This is a genomic window from Wenyingzhuangia gilva, assembly GCF_030519655.1.
Classification (GTDB): Bacteria; Bacteroidota; Bacteroidia; order Flavobacteriales; family Flavobacteriaceae; genus Wenyingzhuangia; species Wenyingzhuangia gilva.
In genome coordinates this window covers 247,622-262,519 of sequence record NZ_JAUMIT010000005.1, presented here as the reverse complement: position 1 = coordinate 262,519, position 14,898 = coordinate 247,622, and the positions used below count along the sequence as shown (strand labels likewise).

Annotated in this window: 17 protein-coding genes; 5 read left to right on the top strand and 12 right to left on the bottom strand. The window is 31.8% G+C overall.

Annotation, left to right across the window (positions count from 1 at the left end):
- Positions 1-75: 75 nt before the first annotated feature.
- Both QVZ41_RS11150 and QVZ41_RS11145 read left to right on the top strand, forming a co-directional pair.
- The gene (locus tag QVZ41_RS11150; RefSeq protein WP_302884656.1) at positions 76-666 is read left to right on the top strand and encodes a porin family protein; all 591 of its coding nucleotides are present in this window, start codon (positions 76-78) and stop codon (positions 664-666) included.
- Between the two features lie 74 nt (positions 667-740).
- Positions 741-1,214 carry a regulatory protein RecX gene (locus QVZ41_RS11145; RefSeq protein ID WP_302884655.1) on the top strand — a complete coding sequence of 158 codons (474 nt, stop codon included), beginning with the start codon at positions 741-743 and terminating at the stop codon, positions 1,212-1,214.
- 9 nt (positions 1,215-1,223) lie between these two features.
- On the opposite strand, the gene QVZ41_RS11140 is transcribed toward QVZ41_RS11145, so the two are convergent.
- Positions 1,224-1,775: a hypothetical protein gene (locus tag QVZ41_RS11140; protein WP_302884654.1), complete on the bottom strand. Its 552-nt coding sequence runs from the start codon at positions 1,773-1,775 to the stop codon at positions 1,224-1,226.
- 161 nt (positions 1,776-1,936) lie between these two features.
- Between QVZ41_RS11140 and QVZ41_RS11135 the strand changes: the two genes are divergently transcribed.
- Positions 1,937-2,413, top strand: a complete 477-nt coding sequence (locus tag QVZ41_RS11135) for an ABC transporter ATPase (protein ID WP_302884653.1) — start codon at positions 1,937-1,939, stop codon at positions 2,411-2,413.
- 17 nt (positions 2,414-2,430) lie between these two features.
- Here the strand turns inward: QVZ41_RS11135 and truB are convergent, their stop codons facing one another.
- Genes truB through QVZ41_RS11115 form a run of 4 tightly spaced genes read right to left on the bottom strand, consistent with a single transcriptional unit; the run spans position 2,431 to position 5,062 of the window.
- Positions 2,431-3,144 carry a tRNA pseudouridine(55) synthase TruB gene (truB, locus tag QVZ41_RS11130; RefSeq protein ID WP_302884652.1) on the bottom strand — a complete coding sequence of 238 codons (714 nt, stop codon included), beginning with the start codon at positions 3,142-3,144 and terminating at the stop codon, positions 2,431-2,433.
- Positions 3,145-3,939, bottom strand: coding sequence for an undecaprenyl-diphosphate phosphatase (locus tag QVZ41_RS11125; RefSeq protein WP_302884651.1), 795 nt, complete (start codon positions 3,937-3,939; stop codon positions 3,145-3,147).
- Positions 3,940-3,943: 4 nt separating this feature from the next.
- The gene (locus QVZ41_RS11120; protein WP_302884650.1) at positions 3,944-4,180 is read right to left on the bottom strand and encodes a DUF3098 domain-containing protein; all 237 of its coding nucleotides are present in this window, start codon (positions 4,178-4,180) and stop codon (positions 3,944-3,946) included.
- A 3-nt stretch (positions 4,181-4,183) separates the two neighbouring features.
- Positions 4,184-5,062: a cell division protein FtsX gene (locus QVZ41_RS11115; RefSeq protein ID WP_302884649.1), complete on the bottom strand. Its 879-nt coding sequence runs from the start codon at positions 5,060-5,062 to the stop codon at positions 4,184-4,186.
- A 161-nt stretch (positions 5,063-5,223) separates the two neighbouring features.
- Between QVZ41_RS11115 and rbfA the strand changes: the two genes are divergently transcribed.
- Together rbfA and QVZ41_RS11105 are read left to right on the top strand one after the other, a co-directional pair.
- The gene (gene rbfA / locus QVZ41_RS11110) at positions 5,224-5,619 is read left to right on the top strand and encodes a 30S ribosome-binding factor RbfA (protein WP_302884648.1); all 396 of its coding nucleotides are present in this window, start codon (positions 5,224-5,226) and stop codon (positions 5,617-5,619) included.
- Between the two features lie 4 nt (positions 5,620-5,623).
- Positions 5,624-6,823, top strand: coding sequence for an ABC transporter permease (locus QVZ41_RS11105; RefSeq protein ID WP_302884647.1), 1,200 nt, complete (start codon positions 5,624-5,626; stop codon positions 6,821-6,823).
- Between the two features lie 70 nt (positions 6,824-6,893).
- On the opposite strand, the gene dusB is transcribed toward QVZ41_RS11105, so the two are convergent.
- From dusB to QVZ41_RS11070, 7 genes are all read right to left on the bottom strand, one after another.
- Positions 6,894-7,898: a tRNA dihydrouridine synthase DusB gene (dusB, locus tag QVZ41_RS11100; protein ID WP_302884646.1), complete on the bottom strand. Its 1,005-nt coding sequence runs from the start codon at positions 7,896-7,898 to the stop codon at positions 6,894-6,896.
- A gap of 170 nt (positions 7,899-8,068) precedes the next feature.
- A complete protein-coding gene (locus QVZ41_RS11095; protein WP_302884645.1) occupies positions 8,069-8,404 on the bottom strand; it encodes an L-rhamnose mutarotase in 336 nt (111 codons plus the stop codon).
- Entirely contained in the window at positions 8,405-9,739 is a 1,335-nt protein-coding gene (gene fucP / locus QVZ41_RS11090; RefSeq protein ID WP_302884644.1) for an L-fucose:H+ symporter permease, read from the bottom strand.
- Positions 9,740-9,763: 24 nt separating this feature from the next.
- Positions 9,764-10,555, bottom strand: a complete 792-nt coding sequence (locus QVZ41_RS11085) for an SDR family oxidoreductase (protein ID WP_302884643.1) — start codon at positions 10,553-10,555, stop codon at positions 9,764-9,766.
- 9 nt (positions 10,556-10,564) lie between these two features.
- Positions 10,565-11,401, bottom strand: coding sequence for an amidohydrolase family protein (locus QVZ41_RS11080; RefSeq protein ID WP_302884642.1), 837 nt, complete (start codon positions 11,399-11,401; stop codon positions 10,565-10,567).
- Positions 11,402-11,668: 267 nt separating this feature from the next.
- A complete protein-coding gene (locus QVZ41_RS11075; protein ID WP_302884641.1) occupies positions 11,669-13,105 on the bottom strand; it encodes a tagaturonate reductase in 1,437 nt (478 codons plus the stop codon).
- Between the two features lie 129 nt (positions 13,106-13,234).
- Complete coding sequence (locus tag QVZ41_RS11070) at positions 13,235-14,887, bottom strand: UxaA family hydrolase (RefSeq protein ID WP_302884640.1); 1,653 nt, start codon at positions 14,885-14,887, stop codon at positions 13,235-13,237.
- Between the last annotated feature and the right edge of the window lie 11 nt (positions 14,888-14,898).

The following is a 14,898-nucleotide window of genomic DNA, read 5'->3' as shown; positions in this document are numbered from 1 at the left end:
GACTGTGTTTATACACAGTCCGTTTTTTAGTTTTTACAGAACATCACTTAACAATTATTTAAGTATTTTTGGCGGATGAAAAAATTGTTATTGTTAGCATTATTGGTACTAGGTACAAATTTTGCGAAAGCCCAAGAAAGTAAAACAAGTATTACTGCTGGTTATAGTACTGTTAAACTAAAAGTTAAAATTAGTGCTTCTGAATTTGATGAAAGTAATTCAGAGTCTGTTAACGGAAATGGTTTTTTTGTTGGTTTGACCAGAGAAGTCAACATCAATTCAAAATACAGTTTTAAACCCGGTATCTTATATACTCAATTGACACCTGAAGACTCTGAAGGGGATGACAAATTGGAATATTTACAAATTCCATTATTATTTAATTATTATCCTAATGAAAAAGTTTTCCTTACTGTTGGACCAAAAATAGATTATCTTTTAGAAGAGGAAGATGTAGATGGTTATAGAAAAATTTCATTCGCATTAGGATTAGGGATTGGGTTTGAACTTTCCGAAAAATTAGATCTTATCGCAAACTATTCGATTCAATTATCTGATAGTTTAGGTGATGAATATGATGATGATATATCTAATGGACTAGGAACTGATATCAATGCTACCTTAAAACAAAACTTTTTTAATATAGGATTGGCATACAACTTTTAAACTTAACACATAAACATTTTATATAAAGCTACAGATATTTTAAACATCTGTAGCTTTCTTTTTATTTTAGTGGTATGCAACATAAAAAAACATATACTGTAGAAGAAGCTAAAAGAGCGCTAGAAAACTATTGTGTATACCAAGATAGATGTCATAAAGAAGTGGAAGAAAAACTCTACAAAATGGGAATGATACCACAGGCTTGTGAAGTGATTATTTTGCATTTAATGGAACACAACTTTTTAAACGAAGAACGATTTTCTAAAAGTTTTGCCAGAGGTAAATTCAGAATAAAAAAATACGGAAAAGTTAGAATTATCCAAGAACTAACATTCAGAAACATTTCAGAATATAATATCAAAACAGCGCTAAAAGAAATTGATGAAAAAGAATATATAGAAACACTATATACTTTATCCTCTCAAAAATGGGAAAACACCAAAGAAAGTAACTTCTATAAAAAGAAAAAAAAGGTAGCTGATTTTTTACTTAGAAAAGGTTATGAATCTAACTTGATATACGAAGCATTGTCCGAGTACAACCAATAATATATCAAACTACTGAATAGAATCTATTTTAGAAAAGAAAAAATTATCATCAAGCAACTCTTGTTCAAAATCATTTTGCTCATATATCGCATTAATTTTGGTATTGATCATTCTAAAAATGGTAAAAAGACCTTGGGTTTGTTTGGTAATTTCTGGAACGGTAATGGCTGGAATATCTTTCATTTCTTGCAACCTTAAAGATTGATTGTACAAGGCATTCATTCTTGCTCTCATGCCTCTTTCATCTAAAACTTTTACCGTGATAGAATCTCTCATTAATGCTACATCTTTCACCAATTCTTCTGCTACACTTAAAACTTCGTTCGGTGTTGTTTTTTTTAAACGTTTTAAATCTTCGGTAACTTTAAAATAGCCTTTCCAATCCAAAATAGAGTCTTTATAAATCACTTTTACTGGAGCAACAGAATCAAAAATAATGGTTTCATCTTTAGCACTTAAATATTTTTCATCATTTTCTGCCTTCACAGCTGTCTCGGTTTTCTTTTGCTCACAAGCAATGAAAACGGCACAAAACGTTACAAATAAGGTGATGTATTTCATAGACACAAATATATAAGAATCTTATGGATGATGATAGACCGCATCAAAATTTATATCATTTTAAAAAAGTTAATCCTCTAAAAATCAAAATTTAAATAATTAAAAAAATAAACGATTATTTTAGGGATAGCTAATATATTTGCAATAAACAAAATTAATTTATGTTAGTAGATTTTAATCAGCTTGAAAACAACGCCAAAGTCTTTTTATATCCTAGCAATAAAAAGTTTCATGCTGACCTTTTTTCCGAAATTGAAACCAAAGTAAATAATTTTGTAACACAATGGTGTGATAAAAATGACATTGAAGCTGGATTTGACATCAAATATCAACGTTTTATTATTATTGCCATTAACAACACCAAACCAATTACCACCACCATTATTGATGAATTGGTAAGCTTTATTTTTACACTACAACTGGAACATGAAATTGAATTGCTAGACAAACTAAATGTTTGTTTTAAACAAGGTGAATTTGTTCAATACAAAGATGTCAAAGAATTTAAAAAATTGATTAAAAACAAAAGTGTAAATAAAAACACCATTGTTTTTGACAACCTTATCAACACCAAAGAAGAACTAGAGTCTGATTGGGAATTACCTGCCGAGGACACTTGGTATTCTAGGATGTTTTAAATTAATAAAACATCAAGTTATAATTTTTCTTCTTTTAGTTCTAATCCAAAATCTTGCAGAAATTCTTCTACGGTAATAGCATCGTCTACCTTAAAATCTCCAATTTTGGTTCTTCTTAAAGCTGATAAATGAGAACCTGTATTGATAGCTTTTCCAAAATCATACGCCAAAGAACGTATATAAGTTCCTTTACTACACGCTACTCTAAAATGTACATTTGGAAAATCTATTCCTGTAATTTCAAAGTCAGATATGGTTATTTTTCTTGATTTTATTTCAGTCGTTTTTCCTTCACGAGCTAGCTCGTATAAACGCTTTCCTTCTTTTTTAATAGCAGAAAAAATGGGTGGCACTTGATCTATTTCTCCCACAAATTGCTTCGTGGTTTCATAAATCATTTCAGAAGTAATATGATCTGTAGGAAATGTTTCGTCAATCTCTGTTTCCAAGTCATAACTTGGAGTCGTTGCTCCTAAAACAATGGTTCCTGTATATTCTTTATGTTGCGCTTGGTAGCTTTCTATTTTTTTAGTGAACTTTCCTGTACACAAAATTAACAAACCCGTAGCCAAAGGATCTAACGTTCCTGCATGGCCAACCTTGATGTTTTTAAGTCCAAAATGTTGTTTAATGACCCATCGTAATTTATTCACTACCTGAAAAGATGTCCAATGTAGCGGTTTGTCAATCAACAACACCTGCCCTTCCTTATACGCCTCTAATGTATTCATTTAAGATAAAAAGGTATAAGTAATTGCTATCACTCCAACAACTGCACAGTAAATAGAAAAATAAATTAACTTACTTTTTTTAACCAAAGCAATCATCCACTGACAAGCAATTAATCCTGCAACAAATGCAGCTGCAAAACCAGCTCCCATGGGAATCATTTCTTGTGAAGCAACATGAATATCTCCTCCTAAAAGATCCTTCGCTATTTTCCCAAAAATCAATGGCACTACCATTAGAAAAGAAAACCTTGCTGCTTTATTTCTATCTACTCCTAAAATTACTGAAGTAGAAATGGTTGCCCCAGATCTAGAAATACCAGGTAACATAGCAATGGCTTGAGAAATTCCAATAATAATTGAACCTGCTACGGTTACATCTTTATTGGTTGTTTTAGCTCTATCGGCCAACAACAAAAGTACTGCCGTTACCAATAACATGGCTCCAACAAAAAGTATTTTTCCTCCAAAAAAAGATTCTAATTCTTTTTCAAATAATAGTCCAATAGCAACAGCAGGGATCATCGATAAGACTATTTTTAAAGAAAACATAAATTCATCATTTATTTTAAACTGAAATAATCCTTTTAAAATTTGAAAAACTTCTTTTCTAAAAATAACAATGGTACTTAAAGCTGTTGCAAAATGCAATACAACCGTATAAGTTAAACTTTCTTCTGGCACAGAATTGTCTCCTAATATAAATTTTGCTATTTCTAAATGCCCACTAGAGGATACAGGTAAAAATTCAGTTAATCCTTGAATAATACCTAAAATAATTGCTTCTAATATTCCCATGTTATTATTTTGATGGTTTTGCTAAAATGGCCCAAATTTCAATTCCAAATCCTATCAACACCAAAGTAGGTGCAACTCTAATTCTTCTAAAATTGTAAATCGACTCGTTAAATACTTCTGGATTGTCAGAGCCTCCACCCGACATTAAAATAAATCCAACAGCAATAAAAGCCAAACCAATCAACATCAGTTGATAATTTCTTTTTCCAAACACAAAGTCTGATGCAAATTTTTGTTTCATAACTTAAAAATAAAGTTGATCTGTTTTTAAACGTAAAAATCTTTGAGTAGCCATAAAAGCACTCGCAGCAGTAATAACTATTGCTGAAGCAAAAATTCCTCCAACTACTAAAACCAATACTTTAACATCTTCTAACAACGCCAAAGCAGGTAATTTATGATTTATTTTATAACAAATCCCTAATAAAATAGCTGAAGCAAAAAATGCTCCTGCCAATCCTAAACGCACACTTCCTAAAATAAATGGTTTTCTAATAAATGATTTTGTAGCTCCAACCATTTGCATGGTTTTGATCGTAAATCTTTTAGAGTAAATAGATAATCTAATAGAACTATTTAACAACAATACCGATATAAATGCCAATACCGATGCCCCAACAATTAACCAGAAACCAATGGTTTTGATATTTTTAGTCAACAAATCTACCAAAGGAGCATCGTAAGCTGCTTCTTCAATAAACTCATTTTTTTCTAATTCTTTTTTGATGTATACTAATTGCGCTGGATTTACAAAATCAGCTTTTAACCTAATTTCGTAATAACTTTTTAAAGGATTATCTCCTAAAAAGCTTAAAAAATCTTCTCCTATATCTTTACTAAACTCTTCAGCAGCTTGTTTTTTAGAGACAAATCTAATTTTGTTGGTATAGTCTTTATCTGCCAAAAACTTTTTTAATTCCGTTTGTTGCTTGTCAGACATGTTGTTTTTTAAATACAAAGTAATACTTACTTTTTCTTTAAAATAACCACTTAAATTACGGTATTTTAACACCGTTAATCCTAAAAAACCAATCATTAACAAAACCATTGTAATACTTAACACTACCGATAAGTAAGAGGCTTGTAAACGTCTTTTTTGATACTTTTCAAAAGATTTTGACATGGTATATTTTCAATAATTTGTCTGCAAGGTACTATCAAAAAATGATTATTAAAAATTTTGTTATCAGTATAAAGCATTAAGTATGGAGTCATAAGTTTATCAGACTAATAATTCTTAATACGTAATTGTAAAATCGTAATTCATAATCGTATCTTTGCCATATGGAAGAAACAAATAGACAAAAGAAAATAGCAGGCGTTATTCAGAAAGATTTAGCCGAAGTTTTACAAGCTGATGCAAGAAATGGTTTAAGAGGAGTAATTATTTCTGTATCTAAAGTAAATGTAACTGCAGATTTAGGTCAAGCAAAAGCTTACTTAAGTGTATTTCCATCAGAAAAAAGAGCGGAAATTATTAAAGCAGTAAATGCAAACGTAGTGGGAATTCGTCACGAATTGGCTCAACGTACCAAACACCAATTAAGACGTATGCCTAATTTATTGTTTTTTGGTGATGACTCTTTGGATTATATAGAAAACATAGATGATTCTTTAAAAGGAAAAGATGTAAACCCTATTTACAATCCTGAAATTTTAGACAAAAGAAAAAAATCTTAAGCTTTTGAGGTTTCCACTATACATTGCCAAACGCTATTTAAAATCTAAAAGCGGTAACAACATTATAAATCTTGTTACCATTTTGGCATGTTTGGGAGTGATGGCTGGAACCACAGCGCTATTTATAGTTCTTTCAGTTTTTTCCGGAATTAAAGACTATAGTTTAAGCATTTTAGATGTTGATACTCCTGATATTCGTATCAGTCCTATACAAGGAAAAACTTTTTTGGTTGATGATACCTTCATCCAAAAAATACAAAAAACTCCAGATTCCATTTTTTATACTAAAATACTGGAGGAACGTGCTTTTTTTAAAAACAAAGACAAAGAAGAAATTGCTTACATAAAAGGAGTAGATAGCCTTTTTAACAAAGTAACACCTTTAGATTCTTTGGTCATGGTTGGTGAATGGTTTGCTGCTAATAGTACCAATACCTGTATTACAGAATATCAATTAACTAGAAAATTAGATTTAAACGTTTATACAGATTTACTCCAAATTTACGTACCCAAAGCTGGAAAAGGATATATTTCTAATCCTAATAATGCTTTTACCACCATAAAACCACAAGTTGTTGGTGTAATTTCTAATCAAAACCAAGAAGAAAATAAGTTTGTATACGTTCCTTTAAGTTTAAGTCAGCAACTGTTAAGTAAAGCTCCTAACGAAGTAAGTTATGTGGATGTAGCACTTAGAAACGACATAAACCCTAGTAATACGATTGAGTATTTAAAAGAAAACTTTCCTGATTATAGAATTTCCAAACGAGAAGAAATCAACGGTTCTTTTTATAAGATTTTAAATTCCGAAAAATTAATTGCCTACTTGGTTTCTTTATTAGTGGTTATGATGGTTTTATCTAACACCAGTGGAACCATTATTATGGTAATTGTAGATAAAAAAAATGACATCAAAACACTTTTAAATCTAGGAGCTCCTTTAAAAAGTGTAAGACGTATTTTTGCTACTTACGGATTTTTATTAAATGTCATAGGAATGTTTGTTGGTTTAGGAATTGGAATCACCATCGTATTTGCACAACTTCATTACGAACTCGTAATGATTACTCCTAGCATTGCTTATCCTATTGCTTTTGAATGGGAAAACATTTGGGTGGTTTGCATTACCATTATCCTTTTTGGTGCCTTGGCTAGTTTATTGGCTAGCGGAAGGATTTCTGAAAGATTTGTTAAGAAAAGATAACTTTTCAATTTCAAATTACGAGTGAAGAATTACGAATTCGTAATTCCTAATTTTTAATTCTTAATTGACTCTATTTTTGCATCAAGTTTTCTACTCCTGCAAACCTGTCTAAAATCTCATTCATGACATCATACACGCCTTGAGCTGATTCTTCAGTCACTAAGCGAATTCTATAATCTTTAAAATCTTTAATCCCTTTAAAGTAGTTTGCGTAATGTCTACGTGTTTCCATCACCGCTTGTACTTCATTTTCTTTCCAAGCAATTTCCATTTCTAAATGTCTACGAGCAACTTCTACTCTATCTTCAATTGAAGCTATTGGCAAATGTTCCCCTGTAGCCATAAAATGTTTTACTTCTTTAAAAAACCAAGGATTTCCAATCGCAGCACGACCAATCATACAACCATCTAAACCGTAATCGTCTCTCATTTCAATGGCACGTTCTGGAGAAGTAACATCTCCATTTCCAAAAACAGGGATGTGCATTCTTGGATTGTTTTTTACCGCAGCAATTCTGGTCCAATCTGCATCCCCTTTATACATTTGAGCACGAGTTCGTCCATGTATAGAAATAGCGGCACACCCAACATCTTGTAAACGTTCTGCAACTTCTTCAATCATAATAGAACTTTCATCCCAACCCAAACGTGTTTTCACAGTCACTGGTAATTTGGTATGTTTTACCATTTCTTTGGTTAAAGAAACCATCAAATCAATATCTTTTAAAATCCCCGCACCAGCACCTTTACTTACTACTTTTTTAACTGGACATCCAAAATTGATATCAATAATATCAGGCTTAGATTGCTCAACAATCTCCACCGTACGTAGCATAGATTCTAAGTTTGCACCAAAAATTTGAATTCCAACCGGACGTTCTTTTTCGTAAATGTCTAGTTTTTTTACACTTTTGGCTGCATCACGAATCAATCCTTCTGATGATATAAATTCAGTATACACCAAATCTGCTCCTTGCTCTTTACACAATGCTCTAAACGGAGGGTCACTAACATCTTCCATAGGAGCCAATAATAAAGGAAAGTCACACAATTCTATATCACCAATTTTCACCATAACGTACTGATTTTAAAGTTCCAAAAAATTTGGACTGCAAAGATACAACATAAGAATTAGCAATTTGCCATAACAAATCAAGAAATTTTAGTCATTATAATAACTACCTAAAAACAAAAAAAACCGTAATTAAAAAATCACAGGTTTTAATTTATATAGGCTCAACAATCTTACAATTGAAATATTTTCTCTAATGCTATCCATTTTTCTCCTGGTTTTGCCCAAGGAATGGCTTGTTGATATTTCCACATCAATTGTTCCCATTCTTGCACTTTTGGATTGTTTGCATCCTTTTTAGCTCTCTGAACAGGATCAAAAGTTTCATCACATTCCATAATCATAAACATTCTGTTTCCTGATAGATAGATTTGCATATCTACAATTCCTGCCTCTTTGATACTTGCGATAATTTCTGGCCAAACGTTTTTATGATGCGCTTTATATTCTGCTATTAACACGTCATCATCTTTTAAATCACAAGTGAAACAATATCTTGTTATAGTCATTTACATTGATTTTTTATAAGTTGTGTGTCCATATTTAGCCACTACTGCCAAACAAATTAAAGGTAAAATAAATGAGAAATTCACTTCTGGAATGTATCCTAATATTTCTACATCAGAAAAACCCTCACCTCCCCAATCTAAAATACTTCCTTGTAAAACTGGCATTAAAGCACCACCGACAATAGCCATAACCAAACCAGCTGAACCAATTTTGGCTTCATCACCCATATCTTTTAAAGCGATTCCATAAATAGTAGGGAACATGATGGACATAAACATAGAAACCCCTACCAAAGAATACAAACCAATCATTCCTGGCAATAAAATAGCTCCGGTACAAAAAACAACGCCACCAATTCCAAACATCATTAATACTTTTGATGGATTCATGGTTCTCATCAAACCTGTTCCTATCCATCTTCCTGACAAAAAGATAATCATGGCCGCTACATTATACCATGTTGCTGTTAAGGCTTCACTTTCTGGCAACCCTGCATTGATATTGTCTACATACTGGAATATAAACGTCCAACACATAATTTGTGCTCCTACATAAAAAGCCTGAGCAACAACTCCTTGAACATAATTTTTATTTGCAAATAATTTTTTAAATGAAGCTCCTAGCTCCATTTTATCTTTATCATCGGTTTTAGGAATTTTGGTTGCCATAATAATCACCATAATAGCCAAAACTACCAATCCTAAAACAATATAAGGCACACTAATTACCCCTAAATCATTCTCACGAACAGCGGCTTTTGCAGTTTCCGATAAAGTATCATAAACCAATGTACCTGTCTCATCTTTGTCATCGGATTTTAAGGCTGAGATTACAAATTGCTGAGCTACAATCATTCCCATTAAAGACCCAACAGGATTAAAAGCTTGTGCTAAATTTAAACGTTGCGTTGCTGTTTCGGCATCTCCTAAAGCTAATATTAAAGGATTAGAAGTGGTTTCTAAAAATGCTAAACCACAGGTAATTACCCATAAAGACACTAGAAAATAATTAAACTCTTGAAATGCTGCTGCAGGATAAAACAAAAAAGCTCCGATAGCATACAATGTTAATCCTAATATAATTCCTGATTTATAACTATATTTTCTAATAAACAGTGCTGCTGGTAAAGCCATAAAAAAGTATCCAAAATAAAAGGCAAACTGCACTAATGATGCTTGCATATTAGATAATTCTGGCATTACTTTTTTGAATGCTGAAACCATTGGATTGGTTAAATCATTTGCAACACCCCAAAGAGCAAACAAAGAAGTAATAATGATAAAAGGAAATAATAATTCCTTACTAACTATGGGCTTTTTTATAGTTTGACTCATATCTGTTTTTTAGGATGATGAAGATTATTCGGTAAGTAACGATCTATCTAAATGTACATATCCACCATCCACCGTAATAAATTGTCCTGTTGTATGAGATGATTTTGAAGAAATGGTAAATAAACATTGATCTGCTATTTCTTGTGGAGTAGTCATTCTATGTTCCAATGGAATTTTTTCTACAATAGATTTTAATTTTTCTTCGGCATTATCTAAAGTTTTAATCCATGTATCGTAAGCTGGGGTCCAACTTTCTGCAATTACAATAGCATTTGAACGAATTCCAAATTTTATTAAATCTACCGCCCATTCACGAGTCAATCCAAACACGCCCCCTTTAGCAGCTGCATAACCAGAAGTTCCTCCTTGACCTGTTAAGGCTACTTTAGAACCAATATTTAGAATATTACCCTTTGCCTTTTTAATCATTGGCAAGCAATATTTAGTCATCGCAAAAAAGCTAACCATGTTTATTTTTAAAGAGTACATAAAATCTTCCATAGAGCCATCTAAATCTACCCCATCATTAATTCCAACATTATTGATTAAAGCATCTACTCTACCATATTTTTCCTCAATAATTTTAGCTGCTTTTTCTATTTGTGTATAATCTGACAAATCTGTTTTGATAAATATGGAATCAATTCCTCTTTTTTGAAACTCTTCAACATAAGTAAAACCTCTATCGTTTCTATCTACAATTACTGGAATCGCTCCTTCATTTGCCAAAGCCTGTGCAATGGTTTCACCAATACTTCCTTTTGCTCCAGCTGCTCCTGTTACTACAACTACTTTATTTGTTAGTTTTAAATCCATTTTTCTTAATTATAAATTGTAAAAATTTGCAGCATTATTTCCCATAATTGCTGCTTGTTCTTGAGTGCTTAATTTTGAAATAAATGTGGTTACAATTTCTTTTACTCTTGTGTAATTCCCAGCGACCAAACAAACTGGCCAATCAGAACCAAACATGATTTTATTTGATCCAAAAGCATTTAAAACCAATTGCATATATGGTTCTAATTGATTGTAAGTCCATGTTTTATAATCAGCTTCTGTAATCATTCCCGAAATTTTGCAATACACATTTGGGCATTTTCCTATTTCAGTCATTAAAGCTGCCCAACCCTCATAAAAACCATCTTTTATATAAGGTTTGGCAATATGATCTATCACAAATTTAATGTTTGGGAATTGTTTTACAAATTCTAAAACGGCTCCTAGCTGATGTGGAAACACCAATATATCATAAGTAAAATGATGCTTTTCTAGTTTAGAAATTCCGTTGATAAAATCAGGTCTTAATAAAAAATTATGATCTAATTCTCCTTGTACTATATGGCGGAATCCTTTAACAATATTATATTGACTGTAATGTTTTAAAACCTCCTCAATATCATCAGCCCTAAAATCTACCCACCCAACAACTCCTTTGATAAAATTGTTTTGGGAAGCTAAGTCTATCAAAAAATTTGTTTCCTCTAATGTTTGATCTGCTTGAACTGCCACACAGCCATCAACCTTATTTTCTTGATAAACGACTTTTAAATCTTCTGGTAAAAAATCTTTCCTGATGATTGCCATTTCATCATCTATCCAACTGTGTTTTTCGGAATTGTAATTCCAAAAATGCTGATGTGAATCTATTACTAAATCTTTCATTTTAAACTACAAACATATAACGTTAGACCTCTTTACTTGTAAGTAAATACTCTATATTCTTAATTTTTAAAACTAATCATATAGAACTTTTTTTTATGATACTTTTTTTGGAACAAATGATAAATATTATACATTTATTGGTAAATAAATACATAATTAATAAAATTCAAACTCCAAATTTATCTTTTTAATATTTAACGTATAGATACAAAAAAGACTCTTAATTGTTACATTAAGAGCCTTTTTTAATTTTTATGTTAAGGATTCTTATTTGATAAAAGCTTCTAAACTAGCTTTCATTCCATTATCAACAATTGCCTGTAAATAAGTAGTCACTGTTGTTTGTAAACCATCAATAGTTGATAAATCTGTACCCCAAAAATCTGTGTTAGATAAAGTTGCTTTTACAATTTCTACAATATCACCTGTTGCCCATTGTGCTGCAAAAAAGTCTAAAGCAGATTGATCATCATTTAAAGCAATTTTTTCACCATCTCTATCTCCTTTGTAAAAAGCTATTAAAGATGCTAAAGAGAATAACAAACCTTTTGGCAACTCATTCTTTCTTTTGATATACTCTAATACTGATGGTAAAACCCTTGTTTTAAACTTAGAGGTTGAGTTTAATGAAATACTCATTAAAGCATGTTCTAAATAAGGATTTCTAAAACGATCTAAAACATCGTTTGAGAATTGATTTAATTCAGCCTCTGGCAAATCTAAAGTTGGACAAATTTCATTAAAAATTGTATTTTTTAAATATGTTCCTACTACTTCATCCTCTAAAGACTCACGTACTTTATCAATTCCATATAAATAACCCACAGGCACTAAAGTTGTATGCGCTCCGTTTAAGATTCTTACTTTACGAGTTCTGTAAGGTTCCATATTGTCTGTAAACACAATATTTAATCCACAAGCTTCTGCAGGAATTTCTTCTTTTACAGATGCTGGTCCTTCAATTACCCATAAATGGAATTGCTCTCCTTCAACAACCAAGTTATCTTTGTATCCTAATTCTGCAGTAATCGCATCCATTTTATCTCTTGGATATCCTGGTACAATTCTATCCACTAAAGAATTACAGAAAATATTGTCATTGTTAATCCAATCAACAAAAGCATCTCCTAAATTCCAGTCAGCTGCATATTGTAAAATAATTCTCTTTAAGTTATCTCCGTTTTTGTCGATTAACTCACAAGGAATCAAAATCAATCCTTTGTCTGATGCTCCATCAAAAGTTTGAAATCTTTTATACAATAAAGCGGTTAATTTCCCAGGATAGCTAGATTGAGGTGCATCGTCTAATTTATCATTAGCATTGTAAGAAATACCTGCTTCTGTAGTATTAGAAATCACAAAACGTAATTCAGGATTTTCTGCAACAGCCAAATAATCAGCATAATTCTCATAAGGATTGATTCCTCTTTGAATACAATCAATAATTTGGTGCTCGCTAATGGCTTTACCATTCTTAATACCATTTAAGTATAATGTATACAATCCATCTTGATCGTTTAACATTTTAATTAACCCTTGATCAATTGGCTGAACCGCAACTACCCCTGCGTTAAATCCCGCTTTTTGATTCATTTCATGAAACATCCAGTTTACAAAGGCTCTTAAAAAGTTACCTTCACCAAATTGGATAATTCTTTCTGTGTACGTTTTTACGTCTGCTGTTTTTCTATTTAATGAATTCATTTTTTTTAGTATTGAGTAATGAGTATTAAGTACGGAGTACTACTCATTCTTTTATTTTAATTTTAATTATTTATTGTTTATACAAAATACTGAATACTCTGTACTCAATACTTTGTACTTGACACTATATTATAAAGAAACCCCTCTTTTCCATGGAATAAAGTCATTATTACCATGTAAAACCGCTTTTGAAGCTACTTCTCCGCTCGCTACTTTAATTACATGATCTAAGATTTTTTCTCCCATACTTTCAATAGTATCTTCACCAGTAATAACGGTTCCAGCGTTGATATCGATGATATCATTCATGCGCTCGTATAAATTTGTGTTACTAGACATCTTTAATACTGGAGCTACTGGATTTCCTGTTGGCGTTCCTAAACCTGTAGTAAACACCACCACATTACATCCTGATCCTACCAAACCTGTAGTAGATTCAACATCGTTTCCTGGTGTACACAATAAGTTTAATCCTGGCTTAGTTACTTGCTCAGTATAATCTAACACAGCAACTACTGGAGAAGTCCCTCCTTTTTTTGCTGCTCCGGCAGATTTCATAGCATCTGTAATTAAACCATCTTTAATGTTTCCTGGAGATGGATTGTTTTCAAATCCTGATCCTACCGCAACTGCTGCTGCAGAATAAGCTCTCATTAAATCATAGAATTTTTTAGCATCGTGCTCAGTTACACATCTGTTGATGATTTCTTGCTCTACTCCGTTTAATTCCGGAAATTCTGACAATACTGGCGACCCTCCTAAAGCCACTAATAAATCTGATGCATATCCTAAACCTGGGTTTGCTGAAATTCCTGAGAATCCATCAGAACCACCACACTCTAAACCTAGAACCAATTTACTTAATGGAGCTGGTTGACGAGTCACTTTATTTGCTTCAGTTAAACCAATAAAAGTATGTTTTACCGCTTCCTCTATCAAAGCACGTTCGCTTTCACTTTGTTGTTGCTCTAAATAGTGAACTGTTTTTTCACAATTAGGATCAATGGCTTTGATCGCATTTTGTAACATTTCTATCTGTGCATTTTGACATCCTAAACTAAACACAGTTGCTCCTGCTACGTTAGGGTTTGTAATGTAACCTGCTAACAATCTACATAAAGTTTCAGAATCCTGACGGATACCTCCACAACCTCCATCGTGTTTTAAAAATTTAATACCATCTACATTTGGGAATACTCTGTTTTTAGACATTTCTTCTTTAGTAGTAATAATAGGAGTATTAAAAATATCGTCTGCACTTGCTCCCGATTTGTATTGTTGAATTAAAGCATCAGTATCAACAGCAAAATCTTTTTTAGTTTCATATCCTAACTTTTCAGAAAGTGCCCCTTCTAAAACATCTACATTTCTATTTTCACAAAAAGTTAATGGAATGACTAACCAATAGTTACCTGTACCAACTTTACCATCTTTTCTGTGGTAACCGTTAAAAGTTCTGTCTTTAAACTTTGATACATCTGGAGCTTTCCATGTAAACTTCTCACTAGTTTCTTTAAATTCTGAAGAAGCATGTTTTACGTTATCAATCGTAATGGCACACCCTGCAGGAATTTCTTTTACCGCTTTACCAATTAAAACACCGTACATGATAATTTCATCACCAACAGCAAAATCATTTAAAGCAAATTTATGTTTTTGTTTAATATCTTCTTTTAACATTAAACTTTTACCTGCCACCTCTACAAAAGTATCTTTTGCTAAGGCTTGAATAGCTACAATAATATTATCTCTTGGATCTATTTGAGCGTATTGAACTGACATATGATATAAAT

Excerpts from the sequence above, each read along its gene's own strand:
- QVZ41_RS11125 (WP_302884651.1), bottom strand. The coding sequence starts at position 3,939 with ATGGGAATATTAGAAGCAATTATTTTAGGTATTATTCAAGGATTAACT.
- QVZ41_RS11080 (WP_302884642.1), bottom strand. The coding sequence starts at position 11,401 with ATGAAAGATTTAGTAATAGATTCACATCAGCATTTTTGGAATTACAAT.
- rbfA (WP_302884648.1), top strand. The coding sequence starts at position 5,224 with ATGGAAGAAACAAATAGACAAAAGAAAATAGCAGGCGTTATTCAGAAA.
- QVZ41_RS11085 (WP_302884643.1), bottom strand. The coding sequence starts at position 10,555 with ATGGATTTAAAACTAACAAATAAAGTAGTTGTAGTAACAGGAGCAGCT.
- QVZ41_RS11070 (WP_302884640.1), bottom strand. The coding sequence starts at position 14,887 with ATGTCAGTTCAATACGCTCAAATAGATCCAAGAGATAATATTATTGTA.
- truB (WP_302884652.1), bottom strand. The coding sequence starts at position 3,144 with ATGAATACATTAGAGGCGTATAAGGAAGGGCAGGTGTTGTTGATTGAC.
- QVZ41_RS11075 (WP_302884641.1), bottom strand. The coding sequence starts at position 13,105 with ATGAATTCATTAAATAGAAAAACAGCAGACGTAAAAACGTACACAGAA.
- QVZ41_RS11095 (WP_302884645.1), bottom strand. The coding sequence starts at position 8,404 with ATGACTATAACAAGATATTGTTTCACTTGTGATTTAAAAGATGATGAC.
- QVZ41_RS11115 (WP_302884649.1), bottom strand. The coding sequence starts at position 5,062 with ATGTCAAAATCTTTTGAAAAGTATCAAAAAAGACGTTTACAAGCCTCT.
- dusB (WP_302884646.1), bottom strand. The coding sequence starts at position 7,898 with ATGGTGAAAATTGGTGATATAGAATTGTGTGACTTTCCTTTATTATTG.
- QVZ41_RS11135 (WP_302884653.1), top strand. The coding sequence starts at position 1,937 with ATGTTAGTAGATTTTAATCAGCTTGAAAACAACGCCAAAGTCTTTTTA.
- QVZ41_RS11150 (WP_302884656.1), top strand. The coding sequence starts at position 76 with ATGAAAAAATTGTTATTGTTAGCATTATTGGTACTAGGTACAAATTTT.
- fucP (WP_302884644.1), bottom strand. The coding sequence starts at position 9,739 with ATGAGTCAAACTATAAAAAAGCCCATAGTTAGTAAGGAATTATTATTT.
- QVZ41_RS11145 (WP_302884655.1), top strand. The coding sequence starts at position 741 with ATGCAACATAAAAAAACATATACTGTAGAAGAAGCTAAAAGAGCGCTA.
- QVZ41_RS11120 (WP_302884650.1), bottom strand. The coding sequence starts at position 4,180 with ATGAAACAAAAATTTGCATCAGACTTTGTGTTTGGAAAAAGAAATTAT.
- QVZ41_RS11140 (WP_302884654.1), bottom strand. The coding sequence starts at position 1,775 with ATGAAATACATCACCTTATTTGTAACGTTTTGTGCCGTTTTCATTGCT.